This is a genomic window from Planomonospora antibiotica (assembly GCF_014647955.1).
Lineage (GTDB): Bacteria > Actinomycetota > Actinomycetes > Streptosporangiales > Streptosporangiaceae > Planomonospora > Planomonospora parontospora.
Window position 1 is genome coordinate 69,956 of the sequence record NZ_BMQE01000024.1, and the last position, 17,470, is coordinate 87,425.

Below are 17,470 nucleotides of genomic sequence, written 5' to 3' on the forward strand. Positions count from 1 at the left end.
TCCCCCCTATCGGCACCTCGGTCCGGCAGTTGACCAAAGCGGGCGAACGAATCGAAGACCCTGAAAAAAGGGGTCGATCTCCCCCGTTTCGGACTAGATAGGTGATTTCACCGATGCATCACGACGCCTGACAGCGCGACAGTACTTCCTGTCAACGTTTCGAGGGGAACAGCGGGACCCCCCACGGCACGGAGCTGCCGCCCCCGGAGGCTCCGTACCGGACGGCTGCCGGCGCGGACGCCGTCACCCGGTTCCCCTCCTACGAGCAGGGAGCAACCGACGTGCAGTCACACCCCCCGACCCCCGTGAACCGCCGGGCCCGGACCTTCACCAAGCTGGCGCTGGCGCTGGCCCTCGCCGGCGGCGCCGGCGCGATCGCCCCCGCCGCCCACGCCGCCGCCGGTTACGAGCGCGGCCCGGACCCCACCAGCTCCAGCCTCGAATCCTCCCGAGGCCCGTTCAGGGTCTCCAGCACCACCGTCTCCTCCCTCGCCGCGAGAGGATTCGGCGGCGGGACGATCTACTACCCGACCGACACCAGCCAGGGCACCTTCGGCGGCGTCATCGTCGCGCCGGGCTTCACCGCGAGCAGGTCCACCATGGCCTGGCTCGCCGAGCGGCTCGCCTCGCACGGCTTCGTGGTCTTCAACATCGACACCATCACCCGCTCCGACCAGCCCGACAGCCGGGGCCGGCAGCTCCTGGCGGCGGCCGACCACCTGGCGGAGGAGAGCAGCCTCACGGTCCGCAGCCGGCTCGACGCCGGCCGCATCGGCGTCATGGGCCACTCCATGGGCGGCGGCGGAACCCTCGCGGCGGCCGAGAGCCGCCCGTCCCTGCAGGCGGCCATCCCGCTCACCCCGTGGCACACGGACAAGAGCTGGGGGAACGTCCAGGTCCCGACGATGATCATCGGCGCCGAGAACGACTCGGTCGCCCCGGTGGCCTCGCACTCCGAGCCGTTCTACAACAGCCTGTCCTCCGCTCCGGAGAAGGCCTACCTGGAACTCAACGGCGCCAGCCACTTCGCGCCGAACAGCTCCAACAGCACGCTCGCCAAGTACAGCATCGCGTGGATGAAGCGCTTCGTCGACGACGACCTCCGCTACGACCAGTTCCTGTGCCCCGCCCCGGGACGCAGCACGCAGATCGAGGAGTACCGCTCCTCCTGCCCGCACTAGGCACTCCCCCGAGACCTGCCCACCGGGGTCTCCGCCCGCGCCGGGCGGGACGCGTGACGACGGCGGCCGCCCTTCTCCGGGCGGCCGCCGTCCCCGTTCCCCGGGGCCCGTTCCGACACACCCGTTACCGGTGTTTTTGGTGATACCCGAGGGGCAATAGGGTTTGTGCCCTATGCCCGGGAACATAGATAATCAGCTGCGCAGGCCTCGTCTCTGGCTGCTCGTTTTCGGCTGCCTGTCCATGCTCCTGGCCGGCGGAAGCGCGGTCGCGGCCCTGCCCCTCCCCGATCCCGCCCCCTCTCCGGGGGCCCTGCCCGGACCGCCTTCCCCCCTTCCGGGAACACCGGCGCCCCCGGCCGCGGTGACGGTCCCACCGGCGGCACCGCCGACCGCACCGCCGACCGCGACGCCTCCGGTGGCCGTCACCCCCACTCCCCCGCCCGAGCCCGCCCCCGAGGCGCAGCGGACCCGCCTGCTGGCCAACGGGCGGCTGCAGCCGGAGAAGGTGCGGGTGCCCAGGGCCGCGAGCGGCCGGTACGCGGTCGTGCCCGGCGAGGCCGCGCCTCCGTCGCGGCGCAGGGGGAAGGTCGTCCGGTACGTCGTCGAGGTGGAGCGCGGGCTCCCGTTCGACCCGCAGGAGTTCGCGGACGAGGTGCACCGGATCCTCAACGACCCGCGGGGCTGGGGCTTCCGCTTCAAACGGGTGTCCCGCGGACCGGCGAAGCTCCGCGTCTCGCTGTCCAGCCCGGCCCTGACCGACCGCCGCTGCCTGCCGCTGCGCACCCACGGCGTGCTGTCCTGCTGGAACGGCAGGCAGGCGGTCATCAACGCGGTCCGGTGGAACCAGGGCGTGCCGGGTTACCGCGGCGACGTCGCCTCCTACCGCGAGTACGTCGTCAACCACGAGGTCGGCCACGGGCTGGGACACGGCCACGTGCCCTGCCCCGGACCGGGCCGGCGCGCCCCGGTCATGCTCCAGCAGACCAAGTCCCTGTACGGCTGCCGCCCCAACGCCTGGCCCTTCCCCAAGCGCTGACCGTCGCCCCGGCGGCCGGCCCCGCGGTGACGGGACACGGCGCGGGAGGGTGCGGGGGACCACGGACGGTCACGGGTGCCCTCCCGCGGTGACGGGACACGGCACGGGAGGACGCGGGCGGTCACGGACGGTCACGACACCGGACCACCGGTCGTCGGCACAGAGTCAGGCAAGGCACGGCGTGCTTCTCCGTTTCCCGCCGATCGTCGGCTATACGGTGCTCGCGTGACTGCATTCCGTGACGGTCTCCGTCGTATGGCCGGTGAGCGGCGCCCCTCGGCGCCCCGCAGACTTCACGAGCTGGACGCGCTCCGCGGTTTCGCGCTGTGCGGGATCATGGTGGTCAACACCTGGCAGCACACGTGCGACCGGATGGAGCACCCGGCGCGCAACTCCGTCGACTGGGTCGTCGACAGCCTCTTCCAGGCCAAGTTCTTCCCGATCTTCTCGTTCCTGTTCGGGATGAGCCTCGTGCTGTTCCTCCGCTCCGCCGAGGACCGGTCGGAGCACCCCCGCCTGATCCTGCTGCGCAGGCTGGCCGTGCTGGCCTGCCTCGGCGCGGCGCACCGGCTGGTGAACCCGGACGAGGTGCTCCTGCCGTACGCGGGTTTCGGTGCGATGGTGCTGCTGCCCGCGTCGTTCCTGCCGGACCTGATGGTGCTGCTGGCCGGGATCGGCGCCACCGTCTGGGGGGTCGGCCACGGCGGCGGCGGGGCCCTGGTCAGCGGGCTGTTCCTGCTGGGCATGGCCGCGATGGAGTTCCCGCTCTCCGAACGCCTGCTGGCGCCCGCCTTCGTGGTCAGCACGGTGCTGGCGGGAGGACTCGTCTACCTGTGGATCGCCTCCTCCACGGGAGGTCTCCTGTTCTTCCGGAGCGCGTACACCGCGAGCGGGGTGGCCTGCTCGGCGGCCTACGGCACCGGTCTGCTGCTGCTCCTGCGCACCCGTCTGCGCGACCTGCTGATGCGGGCCCTCACCCCGCTCGGCCGGATGGCCCTGACGAACTACCTGCTCAGTACGGCGGCCATCCTGGGCGCGCTGCCGCTGCTGGTCGCCGATCCGACCCGGTTGTCGGTGCCGGCGCTGGCGGTGGCGGTACTGGCCGCCCAGGTCGCCTTCAGCCGGTGGTGGCTGGCGCGGTTCCGGTACGGCCCGGTGGAGTGGCTGTGGCGGTGCCTGACCTGGCTGGAACGGGTCCCGAACCGCAGGTCTCCCGTGCCCGCCTGAGGCCTCGCCGCGGCGGGGACGGCGACGTTCAAGTCTTCCGGCTCAGGAATTCACCCGTTCCAGACGATGTCCCCGCCGGGGCCGGGTACCCGATCCCACATGCGCTATCACGCCCTGGCTTGTGACTACGACGAGACGCTGGCCGCCGAGGGCCGCGTCGACGACGGCACCGTCGCCGCGCTCGAGCGTCTCGTACGCTCCGGACGGCATCTGATCATGGTCACCGGGCGGGAGCTGGAGGACCTCCTGCGGGTCTTCCCCCGGCTGGACCTGTTCGACCGGGTCGTCGCCGAGAACGGGGCCGTGCTCTACCGCCCCGCCGACCAGACGAGCACGTCCCTGGCGGAGGCCCCTCCGGCGAGCCTCGTCGAGCTCCTGCGCGAGCGGGGCGTGGAGCCGCTCAGCGTCGGCTCGGTGATCGTGGCCACCCGGGAGCCGCACGGCGACACCGTCCTGCACGCGATCCAGGAGCTCGGCCTGGAGCTGCAGATGATCTTCAACAAGGGCGCGGTCATGGTCCTGCCCTCGGGCGTCAACAAGGCCAGCGGCCTGGCCGCCGCGCTGGCGGAGCTCGGCCTCTCGGCGCACAGCACGGTGGGGGTGGGCGACGCGGAGAACGACCACGCGTTCCTGGTCGCCTGCGAGTGCGCGGCGGCGGTGGCCAACGCGCTCCCCGCCGTCAAGGAGCGCTGCGACCTGGTGACCGCCGGGGAGCGGGGCGCCGGGGTGGCCGAGCTGGCCGGCCGGATCGTCGAGACCGACCTGTCCGAGGTCGACGTGGACCGGCACCACCTGCTGCTGGGCACCGTCGAGGACGGCGAGCTCCGGTTCTCCCCGTACGGCCTGCGGCTGCTGATCGCCGGCCCCTCGCACAGCGGCAAGTCCACCGTCACCGCCGCGCTGCTGGAACGCATCGCCGAGGCCGGGTACCAGTTCTGCCTGATCGACCCGGAGGGCGACTACATCGAGGGGATCGAGGGCGCGGTCGTGCTCGGCGACGGCCGCCGCGCCCCCACCGAGGACGAGATCGTCCAGGTGCTGAAGGAGCCCGGGGAGAGCGTGGTGGTCAACCTGCTGGGGGTGTCCCTCGACGACCGGCCGGGCTTCTTCGAGGGGTTCCTGCCCCGCCTGTCGGCGCTCCGGGCCCGCCACGGGCACCCGCACTGGCTGGTGGTCGACGAGGCCCACCACATGATGCCCGACGGGTTCGGCCTGGAGTCGGTGGGCCTGCTGCGGGAGGTGGGCGCGCTGCTGATGGTCACCGTGCACCCGGCGGCGGTCAGCGGACCGGTGCTGCAGACCCTGAACGCGATCGCCGTGGTGGGCGAGTCCCCCGGCGACGCACTCGGCACCTTCGCCGCCGCCACCGGCCAGATCCTGCCCCCGGAGGACTTCCCCGACCTGCCGACGGGGCACCTGCTGCTCTGGCAGCCGCCGGCCGATCCGCTCCGGGTGGAGCTGACCCCGCCCCGGCAGGAGCGCCAGAGGCACCGCCGCAAGTACGCGATCGGGGACCTCGGGGAGGCCAAGAGCTTCTACTTCCGGGGTCCGCACGGGGCGCTGAACCTGCGCGCCGAGAACCTCGCCGTGTTCTGCAGGCTCGCCGACGGCGTCGACGACGACACCTGGAACCACCACCTGCGCCGGGGCGACTACTCGCGGTGGATCGCCGAGCAGGTCAAGGACGAGGAACTGGCGGCGGAGGTGGCCGAGGTCGAGCGGGAGCCCGGCGACTCCGCGGCCGAGGCCAGGAGGCGGGTGCGGGAGCTCGTCGAGGACCGCTACACCGCCGCCGCCACCGGGCCGGGCTGAGCCGTCCGTTTCACCGGCCCCCACCGGTGGTGGTCACAACCGCTTGGCCAGGCAGGAGGTCGTGGGCACCTCGACGTACTTGCCGTAGGGCGGGATCGGCTCGTAGCCGCAGCTCCGGTAGAGCGCGAGGGCCTCCGGCTGCAGGTGCCCGGTCGCCAGGCGCAGCACCGTGCGCCCCTGTGACCGCGCCAGGTCCTCCAGCGCCTCCAGCAGCGAGCGGGCGACCCCGCGCCTGCGGTGGCCGGGGGCGACGTACATCCGCTTGACCTCGCCCGTCGCCTCGTCCACCGGCTGCACCGCGCCGCAGCCGACGGCGCGGTCCCCGCTCACCGCGACGAGGAAGCGCGCCCGCGGATGCACCCCGGACCGGCCCTCGGGACCGTACTTGGCGACCAGTTCCGCGAAGGCCGCGGCGACCAGCGCCGACAGGCCCTCGTCCGTCAGGGGCCGTTCTTCGATGATCACGGCCATATCGTAGTCAGCTCCGCGGGTCCGGCCGCAGGGCGCCGTCGACCAGGCCGTCCAGGACGAGCCCGCGGAGCAGCTCGCCCGTCTCACCGGTACGGCGGAGCGCGTCGGCGAAGAGGTCCAGCTCGCGGAAGACCTGCCCGTAGCGCCGCTGCTCGGCGAGGGGCAGCCGGGGCAGCCGCATCCGCCGCGCGTCCGGGCGGGAGGCGGACGGGGCGGAGCCCGCCGCCCGGGCGGCCGAGGCCCGCAGGAACCCGGCGACGAAGTGGGGATCGAAGGAACCGGGGTCCGGCCGGATGAGGAGCAGGTGGGGGCCGAGCGCCGTCTCCTCCTCGACCACCGCGGCGGCCGGGGTACGTCCCGTGACGGGGACGACGACGTCGCCGGGTCCGGCGACGACCAGGCCGGGCCCGTCCGCTCCCCTGCCCGTGGCGGCCCGTCCCAGGATCAGGTCCTCGGCGGTCAGCAGCGCGAGGTCGCCCCGGCCGGTCTCCATCCGCCCCGGCGTCTGGACGACGCTCAGCGCGCCCGTCCTCGCCAGCTCGCTCAGCGGGACGGCCGAAAGAGGCCTGTGCGGCGTCTCGGTGACCGAGGGGAGCAGCCGGGTCAGCTCGGCGACGGCCGACAGCAGCTCGTCCGCGGTCCTGCCGGCGCCGCCGGCGATCGCGGCGGGGCGGGCCAGGTGGCGGGCCGGGGTGAGGTCGACGTCCTCGTCGAGCAGGTCGATGACCGGGACGGCGCGGCTGCCGGACGTCTCGCGCCGCGGATCCTCCACGAAGGACCGCCAGGCCGGCACCGCCGAGTCCCGCGACTCGGTGGCGTCGATCATCAGCACGTGCGTCGGGACCGGGTCGCCGTCGTCGGGCCGGCGGAGCACCCACAGGTGGGGCGGCATCGCGGACTGGGGGGCCGACCCCGGCGGCAGGGCCACGATCGCGCGCAGCGCGCCCGTCCGGATGAACCGGGAGCGGATCCGGCGGCCGGACCTGCGGCCGGCCGCGGCGGGCGGCATCAGGACGATGACCTGCCCGCCCGGCCGGGCGTGGGCCAGGCAGTGCTGGACCCAGGCCAGCTCGGACTCCCCGCGCGGGGGCAGGCCGTACTGCCAGCGCGGGTCGCCCGCCAGTTCCTCGTATCCCCAGCCGCGCTCGCTGAACGGGGGGCTGCACAGTACGGCGTCGGCCTGCAGCAGCGGGAAGGCGTCACCGGTCAGGGCGTCGCCCCGCCTGATGTCGGCGGTGATGCCGCGCACCGCCAGCCGGGCGCCCGCCAGCCGGGCGGCGTCGCCGTCGCGTTCCTGCCCCACCGCCCGCACCGCTCCGGGGTCGCCGGCGGCGATCAGGAGTCCTCCGTGCCCGCACGACGGGTCGAACACCTCGGCGGCCCGGGGCTCGACGAACGCCGCCATGAGGCCGGCGACCTCCGGGGAGACCGCCTGGACGCGGCGCGCGTGGGCCTGGGTGTAGCGGGTGTAGAGGAACTCCACGGTCTCCTCGGGTCCGCGGACCTCGGCGAGCGCGGCGGCGGCGCGGATCAGCGGGACGTCCTCGTCGCCCACGACCAGGTCGGGCAGCGCGTCGGCGACCTCGGCGTCCCCGGCCTCCAGGAGCGTCCTGAGCCTGCGGTGGGCGACGGCCGCCGCGAGCCGGCTGACGAGGGAGAGCAGCCGCAGGTCGTCGGCCGAGTTGCGCACCTGCTGCCAGAGCAGCTCGTCTTCGGGGAACTCCTCCAGCCTGCCCTGCGCCCGAAGCCAGGCCTCGACCTCCGCCAGGGAGAACAGCGGGCTGGACGCGGTGCCGCCGACCGGCCCGGGGAAGTCCCCGAAACGGCGGCGCCAGTTGCTCACCGCGGCCCGGCCGACCCCCGCGAGCCTGGCGATGTCGCCCGAGGTCACCGTCGGACCGTCCTGCGTGGCCACTTCCCACCTCCCGCTGGGTCACCCGCCTCCCGGACCGGCGGCGCCCTGCGGTGCCACCGGCGTCCCGGCCGGCGGGGACGGCCGGGCACGCTCCCCCGCGCGTGCTTTCCGGTCCGTCCTACATCCGGAATGTACCGGTCCAGAATCACCCATGTTGCGGCATGAGGTACGGAATTCCGCCATTTCTCACCCGGTGGATTCCCCGCTACTTGATCGAACCCGCGGTCAGACCGCCGACGACCTTCCTCTCGATGAGCGCGAACAGGATGATCACCGGGATGGTGGCGATCACCGAACCCGCGAACAGGTTCTGCCAGTCCACCTGGTACTGCCCGATGAAGGAGTTCAGCGCCACCGTCAGCGGCTGGTTGGACGGGGTCGTGGTGAGCGTCAGGGCGACCACGAACTCGTTCCAGGCCGCGATGAAGGTGAAGATCAGCGCGGTCACCACACCCGGCATCGCCAGCGGCAGCGTCACCCGGAACAGGGCCCCGAACCGGCCGTTGCCGTCGATGAAGGCGGCCTCCTCCAGTTCCCGCGGGATGGAGGAGAAGTAGGCGTTGAGGATCCACACCGCGAACGCCAGGTTGAACCCCCCGTTGACGAGGATCAGCGACCAGACCGTGTCCACCAGGCCGAACTGGAAGAACTCCCGGTAGATGCCGACCAGCATGGCGGTGGGCTGGAACATCTGCGTGATCAGCACCAGGACCAGGAACGCCGTCCGGCCCCGGAACTCGTGCCGGGCCGTGTAGTACGCCGCGGGCAGCGCCACCAGCAGCACCAGGACGGTCGACCCGGCCGCCACCTGCAGGGTGACGCCCAGGTTCTGCGCCAGCCCGCCGGTCCAGAAGTTCGTGAAGTTCGACCACGCGAACGTCGTCGGCAGGAAGGTCGCCTCGCGCAGTTCCTCCTGCGGCCGGAGCGCGGTGAGGATCATCACCAGGTAGGGGAAGAGGAAGACGAACGCGACGAGGTAGGCGCTCGCCGCGACGATCACGGTCTTGACCGACGGCAGCCTGCGTGCCCGCACGGGGGCCGGGGCCGCCGCCGGCCGTCGCGCCGGTGCGGCCGGGGCGCTCTCGGTGAGGGTCATGAGACCTCCTTCGTCGGCCTCATGCCCCGGGGGCAGCGCCCATCGATGACCTCACGGTGTTCGGTCATGAGACCTCCTTCGTCGGCCTCATGCCCCGGGGGCAGCGCCCATCGATGACCTCACGGTGTTCGGTCATGAGACCTCCGTCCTCCACTTGCTGACCTTGAGGAAGATGATCGTCAGCACGATCACCATTCCGAAGTTGACGACGGACATGGCCGCCGACTCGCCGATGTCGGAGCCCTTGAGGATGTACATGAAGATGGTCGAGGTCGCGGTGGAGTAACCCGGCTGGCCGTGGGTCATCGCCCAGATGATCGGGAAGCTGTTGAAGACGTTCATCACGTTGATGAGCGTCGCCACGACCAGGGCCGGCCGCAGCAGCGGCAGCGTGATCGACCAGTAGGTGCGGAACCTGGACGCGCCGTCCATCTTGGCGGCCTCGTAGACGTCGGAGGGGATCGCCGACAGTCCCGCGAGCAGCGCGTAGGTGGTGAACGGCAGGGAGACGAAGACCGCGACGAAGACGAGCCACGGCATCGCGGTCGCCGCGTTGCCCAGCGGGTCGGCGTCGGCGCCGCCGAGCGCGTCCAGCAGGCCGAGGTTCCGCCGGATCATGTTGATCAGGCCGACCTCGGGGTCGAGCATCCACTTGAAGATGATCGCCGTCATCAGGACCGAGGCCGCCCACGGCGCGATCAGCGCCCAGCGGGCGAAGCGGCGGCCCGGGAAGCGCTGGTTGAACAGCTGCGCCAGGCCCAGGGAGAGCGTCACGGTGAGCACCACCACGGCGACCACCCACACCAGGCTCCTGGCCATGACCCCGCCGAAGTCGGGCTCGGCGAACAGCTTGGTGTAGTTGTCGAGCCCGTTCGATCCCTGGACCACGCCGAACCGGCTGATCTTCAGGAACGACGACTGGACCATCACCACGACCGGCCAGACGACGACGACGGCGATCAGGACCACCGCCGGGCCGATCCAGGCCAGCGGGGCCAGCGCGCGCACCACCCTGCCCGGGGTGAATGTCTGCTGCATGCGTCCTGCTTTCGAACGTGGGACCGGATGCGGCGGGCGCCTTCTTGCGCGCCCGCCGCACCCGGTCACCGGTGATCGGAGTCGGGATCCCGCGGGGGCTAGTTCGCGGTGGCCGTCTTCTGGATCGCCCCGAGGATCGCCTTCGGGTCACCGTCGATCGCGCTGCCGACGGTCTGCTTGATCTGGGTGTTCACCTCGGACCACTTCGGGTCCTGGAAGGGGTAGAAGGTCGCGTTGGGCAGCGCGTCCAGGAACGGCTTGAGCTTCTCGTCCGACGACAGCCTCTCGATGCCGGACTTGGTCACCGGGAGCAGCTTGTAGGTGTCGCTGATCTTCTGGGCCGCGGTGCCGCCGTAGAAGAAGTCGAAGAACTTCTTGATCTCCTCCTTGCGGCCGTTCTTGTTGAAGGCCATGATCCAGTCCTGGACGCCGAGCGTGGTGTCGAGCGGGCCGGTCTTGCCCGCGATGGGGGCGACGCCGAAGTCGGTCAGGCCGCCCTTCTCGAAGATCGGGATCGACATGGGTCCGCCGTTGACCATGCCGACCTTGCCCGCGGCGAAGTCGGCCCAGACGTCCTTGCGGTTCTTCGTGCCGGGGTTGGGGGTGGTCAGGCCCGCCTTCACCAGGCCCTTGAGATACTCGAAGGCCTCGACGTTGGCCGGGGAGTCGACCGTCCAGGCGCCGGAGGCGTCCTTGTAGCCGCCGCCGTTGCCCATGAACCACAGGAACGACTCGGCCTGGGCCTCCTCGTTGCCCAGCGGCAGGCCGAACGGCTGGGAGACGCCGGAGGCCTTCAGCTTCTCGGCGGCGGCCTTGAGCTCGTCCCAGGTCTTGGGCGCCTCGGCGATGCCGGCCTTGTCGAACAGGGCCTTGTTGTAGAACAGGGCGCGGGCGGAGGAGACGAACGGGATGCCGTAGCCGACGCCCTCGACCTTGCCGAACTCGGCGAACTTCTCCAGCAGGTCGGCGGAGGTGGCCGGCGAGAGGACCTCGTCGGTCTTGTAGAGCAGCCCGTCCTTGACGAAACCCGAGTAGTCGCCGGTCTGCAGGATGTCGGGCACCTGGCCGTTCTGGACCATGGTGGCGACCTGCTTGTCGATGTCGTTCCAGTTGATCACCTGGACGTCGACCTTGATGCCGGGGTTGGCCGCCTGGAACTCGTCGACGACGCCCTTCCAGAACTTCTCACCGCTGTTCTCGGCGGTGGGTCCGTCGCCGTAGTCGGCGGCGACCAGCTTCAGCGTCACCTCGCCGCCTGCGGCCTTGTCCCCGCCCGCGGCGGGTTCCTCGGAGCCGCAGGCGGTCATTACCAGTGCGGCGGCCAGGCCGAGCGTGACCGCGCCAACGAGCCTCTTGTTCACGTGCTTACCACCTTGGTCGTCGTACGGCCTCAGCTGGTCCGTACCAGTGGGGGATGCCGAGGAGCACCTCAGTGCACCGTTTTTCCGGCTCCGGAACGCCTCCGGCCGCCAGGCCGGGCCGGTCCGAGGCCTTCGTGATGCGGACCACGTTAGGTGGCGGGCATCCTCCGGTCCATACCGGCCGATATCGGTTTCACAACACCGGCCTTCAGGGCGCCGCACTGGTCTATACCAGCAAAGCGGATTCGGCGAACCCGTCGACGTGCTCGTTTATGACGTTTATTCTGATCCGGCGATCACAAACGATCAATATCCGACGGGGGATCCGGACTGGAGGACCCTCCGGGCCCGGCACCGGGAAACGGGGCGGCCGCGCATGTCACGACCCCTCCGCCACGCGGCGTCCTCCGCACTGGTAGAAAGAGTGGCTACCTGCCCTGAACCCGCAGGCGTGAGGAGCCGACCATGCTGTTCGAGCCCGATCGAGGCTCGGCGTTCACCCTCTCGTCCGAGACGCACGGGGATGCGATCGTCGTCCGCGCCGCCGGAGAGCTCGACTACCGCTCCGCGCCGGTGCTGCGCGAGCACCTGGGCCGAGTCTGGGCCACGCCCGGGATGGCGGCCCTCGTGGTGGACCTGTCCGAGGTCGCCTTCTGCGACTCGGTCGGCCTCAGCGAACTGGTCGACGCGTTGCAGCGCAGCGAGGCCGCGGACGTCCGGCTGATGCTCAGCGGCGTGCACGGCGTCCTGTCCCGGGTGCTGTCGATCACAGGGCTGCGCAAGGCCTTCGAGATCCACGACGACCCGGGCGCCGCCCTCCGGCGGGCCGGTGCCGACCGAACCGCCGGCCGGCCCGCCGACGGCGACCCCTGCCCGGCGCCCTGAGACCGGCCGGCCCCTTCTGACCTCACCCATGTGAACGCAGTACACTCGCACCCCGCCACGGATCGACCGGGTTTCGCGTTGTGGGATACGTTGGCGTCCACATATCCGGCGTGCGGGGACGAGACGATGGGGGTCGGCGATGCCAGGCGATGAGGCGACCGTCACCGCGGCCGACATCGCACGGATGGCAGGTGTCGGCCGTGCGGCCGTGAGCAACTGGCGGCGGCGGCACGAGGACTTCCCCGAACCCGTGGGAGGTACGGCGACCAGCCCGGCCTTCTCCCTCCAGGCCATCGAGGCGTGGCTGCTCGCGCAGGGCAAGGTCCAGGAGCTGCCGCTGCGCGAGCGCGCCTGGCAGCAGCTCCGGACCGCCGCCGACGACCTGCGGCTCGGCGAGGTCGTCGCGGAGGTCACGGAGATCCTGCGCGGCGAAGGAGAGCTCCGTCTCGTCCCGCCCGTCGCGTGGAAGCTCATCGGGCGGTACGCCGCGGAGGAGGGGACCGACCACGCCGTCCGGTTCCTCCTCGACCGCTACGCCGACGTGCACTCCCGGCGCCTGGTCGAGACCCCGGCCGAGGTCGCGGAGTTCATGGCCCGGCTGGCCGGCCCGGGACTGCGCTCGGTCCTCGACCCTGCCTGCGGCCTCGGCGTCCTCCTGGCAGCGGTGTGCGGACCGCCGGCAGGATCCGGGGCGACGGCGCCGCCCGGGGCATCGGAGACGTCCGGAAGGTCCGGGGCGGGGCGCGCCTACGGCCAGGAGAACGACCCCTCCCTCGCCCGGCTGGCGCAGTCGCGCCTGGCCGTGACCGGGACGGACGGCGAGGTCAGGGCGGGTGACTCCCTCCGGCGGGACGCCTGGCCCGGTGTGGCCGTCGACGCCGTCGTGTGCCATCCGCCGTTCAACGAACGCAACTGGGGATACGAGGAGCTGGCGGGCGACCCGCGCTGGGAGTACGGCCTGCCTCCCAAGACGGAGTCCGAACTCGCCTGGGTCCAGCACGCGCTCGCCCATCTGGAACCGGGCGGCGTCGCGGTGCTGCTGATGCCCGCGATCGCCGCCTCCCGCCGCTCCGGCCGCCGCATCCGCAGCAACCTGCTGCGGCGCGGGGCGCTGCAGGCGGTGATCGGCCTGCCGCCGAGGATGGCCACCGGCACCGGTCTGCCCGTGCACGTCTGGGTGCTGCGCAGGCCCGCGGGCGAGGGCCGTACCCCGTCGCGCGTGCTGCTGGCCGAGGCCGACCCGGGGAACTTCGACGCGGTCGCCGAGTCGTGGCACGCGTTCCGGGCGGACCCGGAGGCCGAGCTCGACCGGCCCGGCGAGAGCCGTACGGTGCCGATCATCGACCTGATCGACGAGGACGTCGACGTCACCCCCTCCCGCCACCTGGGAGCGGCGGACCAGGTGGCGGCGGAGGGCTATCCCGCCTTCCGCGAACGCCTCGCCGCGCGGTTCGGACGGCTCGCCGCACTGGTCCCCGAGGCCGTCCCCGGCCCGGGCCGGGAGATGCCGGCCGTCACGCTGTCGGAGCTGGAGCGGATCGGGGCGCTCTCGCTGCACCAGGCCGGGCGCTTCGAGATCGACGGCTCGGGAGAGCCCGTCCTGACCGACCGGCAGGTGTTCGACGGCGGCCGGGCCGAAGCGCTCACGCAGCCCGCGGACCGGACCAGGATCGAACCGGGGGACGTGGTGGTCGCCGCCCGGAGCGGCGGCCTGGCGGCCCGGGTGGTCGAGGAGTCCGGCCTGCTCCTCGGTCCGCGCCTCACCCTCCTGCGGCCGGATCCCGAGCGGCTCGACCCGTTCTTCCTGGCGGGGTTCCTGCGGACCCTGCCCGCCCCCTCGGCGTCCGGCACGCAGTCGGGTGCGGCCCGCTTCGACCCGCGCCGGGCCCAGGTGCCGCGCCTGGCCCCGGACGAGCAGCGCCGCTACGGCGACCTCTTCCGCCGGGTCTTCGCATTCGAGGCGGAGCTGCGGCGGCTCGTCCTGGACGGCGGCCTGGCCGCCTCCGCGATCGCCCGCGGCCTCGCCGGGGGAGCCCTCGCCCCGCCCTCGCCCGCCTCCGCGGACGCCGGCCGCCCCGGCCCCGGAGGCGCCGCGGACGGGAGCACCGCCTCCGGAGGCGCCGCGGCGGGACCGGCTCGCGCCGCCGGACTGCCTGCGGGCCCCGCCGTCTCCTGCGTGTTCGTCTGCCACGACGGCCGCGGCCGGATCCTGCTGGCCCGCCGGGGTCCCGGTGCGCGGGACGAGCCGGGCGCCTGGGACTGCGGGGCGGGCGCGCTGGAGTACGGCGAGTCGTTCGAGGCCGCCGTCGCCCGCGAGGTCCGCGAGGAGTACTCCGCCGAGGCGCTGGAGGTGGAGCAGATCGGGGTCCGCAACGTCGTCCGGCGGGACCCGCCCTCCCACTGGGTGGCGGTCGTCTTCGCGGTCCGCGTCGACCCCTCGGCCGTCGCGATCGGGGAACCGCACAAGTTCGACGGGCTCGGCTGGTTCGCCCCGGACGCCCTGCCCGGCCCGCTGCATTCGCAGCTCCCCGAGACCCTCGCGCTCTTCCGCGCCCCGCGGACCCGGTCGTCGCCGGACCTGTGACGTCCGCCGCGGCCGTGCCGGAGCGCGTCCGCGCGGCGGTCACGGGGGTCAGGACAGGCTGTCGGCCAGCTCGGGCCAGAGGAACGCCAGCGTGGCCGCGCCGGCGAGCAGCGCGTCGATCTCGGCCCGCTCGTCGCTGTCGTGCCAGCGGTCGGTCGGCAGACCGGTCCCGAAGAGGATGACCGGCGCGTCCAGGGCCGTGGAGAGCAGCTCGGCGGGACCGCCGCCGCCGTTGCGCATCCGCCCGGCCACCGGGACGCCGAACCCCCGCCCCATCGCCCGGCCCAGCGCCTCCAGCGCCGGATGCCCCGGCGGGGTGCGGTACGGCTCCTGGGCGGCCTCCAGCGAGATGTCCAGCTGATAGTCGACCTTGTCGCCGATCCGCTCGGCCACCCAGGTCCTCAGCTGCTCGGCCACCTCGGCGACCCTCTGCTCCGGCACCAGGCGCAGGTTCATGTCCACCGACGCCACCGAGGGGATCGCGCCGCGGGAGGCGCCCACCGGGTCGCCGCCGATGAAGGCGAGGATCTCCACCGCCGGGCGGGTCCAGACCCGCTCCAGCACGCTGTAGCCGTCCTCGCCGCCGACCGAGCGGGTCTCGGTGCGCTCCAGCCAGTCGGCGTCGCTGTAGGGCAGGGCGTTGATCTGCTCCCGCTCGTCGGGCGGCAGCTCCGCCACCCGGTCGTAGAAGCCGGGCAGCGTCACCCTTCCCCTCTCGTCGTAGAGCTGCGCCACCAGCTTGCACAGTTCGGCGCACGGGTTGGGCGCGGCCCCGGAGACCGCTCCGCTGTGCACGTCCCGGTACGGCCCGAACACCTGCAGCTTGGCGCTGAGCATGCCGCGCAGCCCGGTGCACAGCGCCGGGGCCTGCAGCGACCACAGCAGCGTGTCGGACAGTACGACCAGGTCGGCGGCCAGCTCGTCGCGGTGGTCCTCCAGCAGCGCGGCCAGGTGCGGGGAGCCGATCTCCTCCTCGCCCTCGACGAGCAGTTTGAGGTTGACCGGCGGCGCGCCGCGGCCGGTGGCGGCCAGATAGGCGCGCAGCCCCCACAGATGGGCCATGACCTGCCCTTTGGCGTCGGAGGCGCCGCGGCCGTATATCTTGCCGTCGCGCACCTGCGGCTCGAACGGCACCGACTCGCCCCAGGTGTCGGCGTGCACGGCGCGCACGTCGTGGTGACTGTAGACGAGCACCGTCGGCGCACCGGGCGCCTCGCACCAGGCGGCGTGGACCGCGGGCATGCCGCCTTCGGTCTGCCACAGCTCCACGGAGGGGAAACCGATCTCGCGCAATCGGCCGGTCAGCCAGTTGGCCGAGCGCAGCAGGTCCGCGCCGTGCTCGGGCACCGAGGAGATCGAGGCGATGCGCACCCAGTCGCCGAGCTCGCGCAGGAACTCCTCGCGGTACTCGCGCAGGAACCGGTGCACCGCCTCGTCTTCTACCGTCATGGCCGTGATGCTAAGGGCGCACGCGCCGCTCCCCACCGCGACCGTCCGCCGCTTTACCGGACGATCAGGAAACATGAGGGGCACCCGGGCGGATCCTCACCGAACCCGCGCGCCCCCGCAGCCGGGAGCTCCCGCAGGCGGTGCCGGCCACCCGAACGGCACGTCAGCGCTGCGGGGAGGGCACGGGCCTGCGTACGGCGGGCCGTACGGAGGCCATGACGAAACCGCTGGCCGGGCGGGCGGGGATGCGCCGCAGGGAGATGCTCAGGTCCTGGCCGGGGACGTCGTAGTCCAGCCGGGCCAGCCGGGCCACCAGGGCCTTCAGCAGCGCGACGGTGATGGCCTCGCCGGGGCAGCGGTGGCCGGTGCGCGGGTCCCCGCCGCCCTGCGGGATCAGGTCGAACTCGCCGATCTCCCGGCCGATGAAGCGCCCCGGGTCGAAGACGTAGGGGTCCTGCCAGAGCCGGGGATCGTGGTTCTGACCGTAGACGTCGAGCAGCACCAGCGCGCCGGCGGGAATGCGCTCCCCCCGCCAGGACAGGTCTTCGACCGCCCGGCCGCCCACCAGCGGCGCGAACGGGTAGAAGCGGCGGACCTCGTGCACGAAGGCCTCGGTGAAGACCTCGTCGCCGTCGCGCAGCGGCGCGCGGTGCCGCGGCCACCGGTGCAGGGCGTGGGCGGCGAACGCGACGAACCACGACACGGCGACCGTCGGGCGCACGATGTTGAGCAGTTCCACCGCCGCCACGCGGGGGTCGAGCAGCTCACCGCCGGCGTCGCGGTGGCGGGCGACGGCGTCGAGCGCGGAGTCCGGCGGCGCGGTGGCCTCGCCGCCGCGCACGTCCCGCACGAGGCCGCCCAGCCACGCCTCGCGGCGCGCACGGGCCCGCCGGGCCCGCCAGTGCCGGGGCCCCGCGGTGCCGAACCCGTCGACCAGCGCCACCAGGTCCGATGCCGCGGCCGGCACGTCGGCGTCGTCCAGGGGGATGCCGGCCCATCGGCACACCGCCCGGGTGATGACGCGGGCGGCCTCGTCGAAGAGCACGACCCGCCGCCCGTCGGCCCAGGAGGCGACCGCCTCGTCCCAGGCCGTCGTGGTGCGGCCGACGAGGTCGGCGATGCCCTCGTCCGTCATCAGCGACATGAACATCGCCTTGCGCACCCGGTGGTCGGCGCCGTCCAGGGTGTGGACCGCCCCGTGGCCGAACAGGGTGCTCTTGACGGGGCCGGGCAGGGCCGTGTGCCGCTCGACGTGGTCCTCGTCGTAGAAGAACCGCGCCGCGTCCGGCCCGCACAGCCCCACGGCGCGCTGACCCGCCACCCGGGTGTGCACGACCTCGCCGGAGGCGCGCCGCCGCTGGTCGGGCAGCCAGCCGTAGCCTTCGAGCAACAGCAGGAGTGTGTGATCCGCGATG

At 72.8% G+C, this 17,470-nt stretch carries 13 protein-coding genes; 6 read left to right on the top strand and 7 right to left on the bottom strand.

Going from position 1 to position 17,470, the window contains the following annotated elements; genetic code table 11:
- Positions 1-281 precede the first annotated feature (281 nt).
- The 4 genes from IEZ06_RS21585 (at position 282) to IEZ06_RS21600 (ending at position 5,256) form a co-directional block, all read left to right on the top strand.
- Complete coding sequence (locus IEZ06_RS21585) at positions 282-1,181, top strand: alpha/beta hydrolase family protein (RefSeq protein ID WP_189238511.1); 900 nt, start codon at positions 282-284, stop codon at positions 1,179-1,181.
- A gap of 172 nt (positions 1,182-1,353) precedes the next feature.
- Entirely contained in the window at positions 1,354-2,217 is an 864-nt protein-coding gene (locus IEZ06_RS21590; RefSeq protein ID WP_229798503.1) for a DUF3152 domain-containing protein, read from the top strand.
- Between the two features lie 225 nt (positions 2,218-2,442).
- Entirely contained in the window at positions 2,443-3,444 is a 1,002-nt protein-coding gene (locus IEZ06_RS21595; protein WP_229798504.1) for a DUF418 domain-containing protein, read from the top strand.
- A 99-nt stretch (positions 3,445-3,543) separates the two neighbouring features.
- Entirely contained in the window at positions 3,544-5,256 is a 1,713-nt protein-coding gene (locus IEZ06_RS21600) for an HAD family hydrolase (protein ID WP_189238512.1), read from the top strand.
- Between the two features lie 33 nt (positions 5,257-5,289).
- On the opposite strand, the gene IEZ06_RS21605 is transcribed toward IEZ06_RS21600, so the two are convergent.
- From IEZ06_RS21605 to IEZ06_RS21625, 5 genes are all read right to left on the bottom strand, one after another.
- Positions 5,290-5,721 carry a GNAT family N-acetyltransferase gene (locus IEZ06_RS21605; RefSeq protein ID WP_189238513.1) on the bottom strand — a complete coding sequence of 144 codons (432 nt, stop codon included), beginning with the start codon at positions 5,719-5,721 and terminating at the stop codon, positions 5,290-5,292.
- 13 nt (positions 5,722-5,734) lie between these two features.
- Positions 5,735-7,642 (bottom strand): N-6 DNA methylase, encoded by a 1,908-nt coding sequence (locus tag IEZ06_RS21610; protein WP_203872056.1) that lies wholly within the window; start codon positions 7,640-7,642, stop codon positions 5,735-5,737.
- A 205-nt stretch (positions 7,643-7,847) separates the two neighbouring features.
- Positions 7,848-8,738, bottom strand: coding sequence for a carbohydrate ABC transporter permease (locus IEZ06_RS21615; protein WP_189238514.1), 891 nt, complete (start codon positions 8,736-8,738; stop codon positions 7,848-7,850).
- 132 nt (positions 8,739-8,870) lie between these two features.
- On the bottom strand, positions 8,871-9,776 hold the full coding sequence (locus tag IEZ06_RS21620; protein ID WP_189238515.1) for a carbohydrate ABC transporter permease: 906 nt from the start codon (positions 9,774-9,776) through the stop codon (positions 8,871-8,873).
- Between the two features lie 98 nt (positions 9,777-9,874).
- On the bottom strand, positions 9,875-11,137 hold the full coding sequence (locus IEZ06_RS21625) for an extracellular solute-binding protein (RefSeq protein ID WP_229798505.1): 1,263 nt from the start codon (positions 11,135-11,137) through the stop codon (positions 9,875-9,877).
- 465 nt (positions 11,138-11,602) lie between these two features.
- Between IEZ06_RS21625 and IEZ06_RS21630 the strand changes: the two genes are divergently transcribed.
- Positions 11,603-12,022 carry an STAS domain-containing protein gene (locus IEZ06_RS21630; protein ID WP_189238516.1) on the top strand — a complete coding sequence of 140 codons (420 nt, stop codon included), beginning with the start codon at positions 11,603-11,605 and terminating at the stop codon, positions 12,020-12,022.
- 139 nt (positions 12,023-12,161) lie between these two features.
- Positions 12,162-14,606, top strand: a complete 2,445-nt coding sequence (locus IEZ06_RS21635; RefSeq protein WP_189238517.1) for an N-6 DNA methylase — start codon at positions 12,162-12,164, stop codon at positions 14,604-14,606.
- A gap of 48 nt (positions 14,607-14,654) precedes the next feature.
- Here IEZ06_RS21635 and IEZ06_RS21640 read toward each other — a convergent pair whose 3' ends face one another.
- Both IEZ06_RS21640 and IEZ06_RS21645 read right to left on the bottom strand, forming a co-directional pair.
- Positions 14,655-16,055 (bottom strand): M20/M25/M40 family metallo-hydrolase, encoded by a 1,401-nt coding sequence (locus IEZ06_RS21640; RefSeq protein WP_189238518.1) that lies wholly within the window; start codon positions 16,053-16,055, stop codon positions 14,655-14,657.
- Between the two features lie 163 nt (positions 16,056-16,218).
- Positions 16,219-17,445, bottom strand: coding sequence for a cytochrome P450 (locus tag IEZ06_RS21645; RefSeq protein ID WP_229798506.1), 1,227 nt, complete (start codon positions 17,443-17,445; stop codon positions 16,219-16,221).
- Positions 17,446-17,470: the final 25 nt, after the last annotated feature.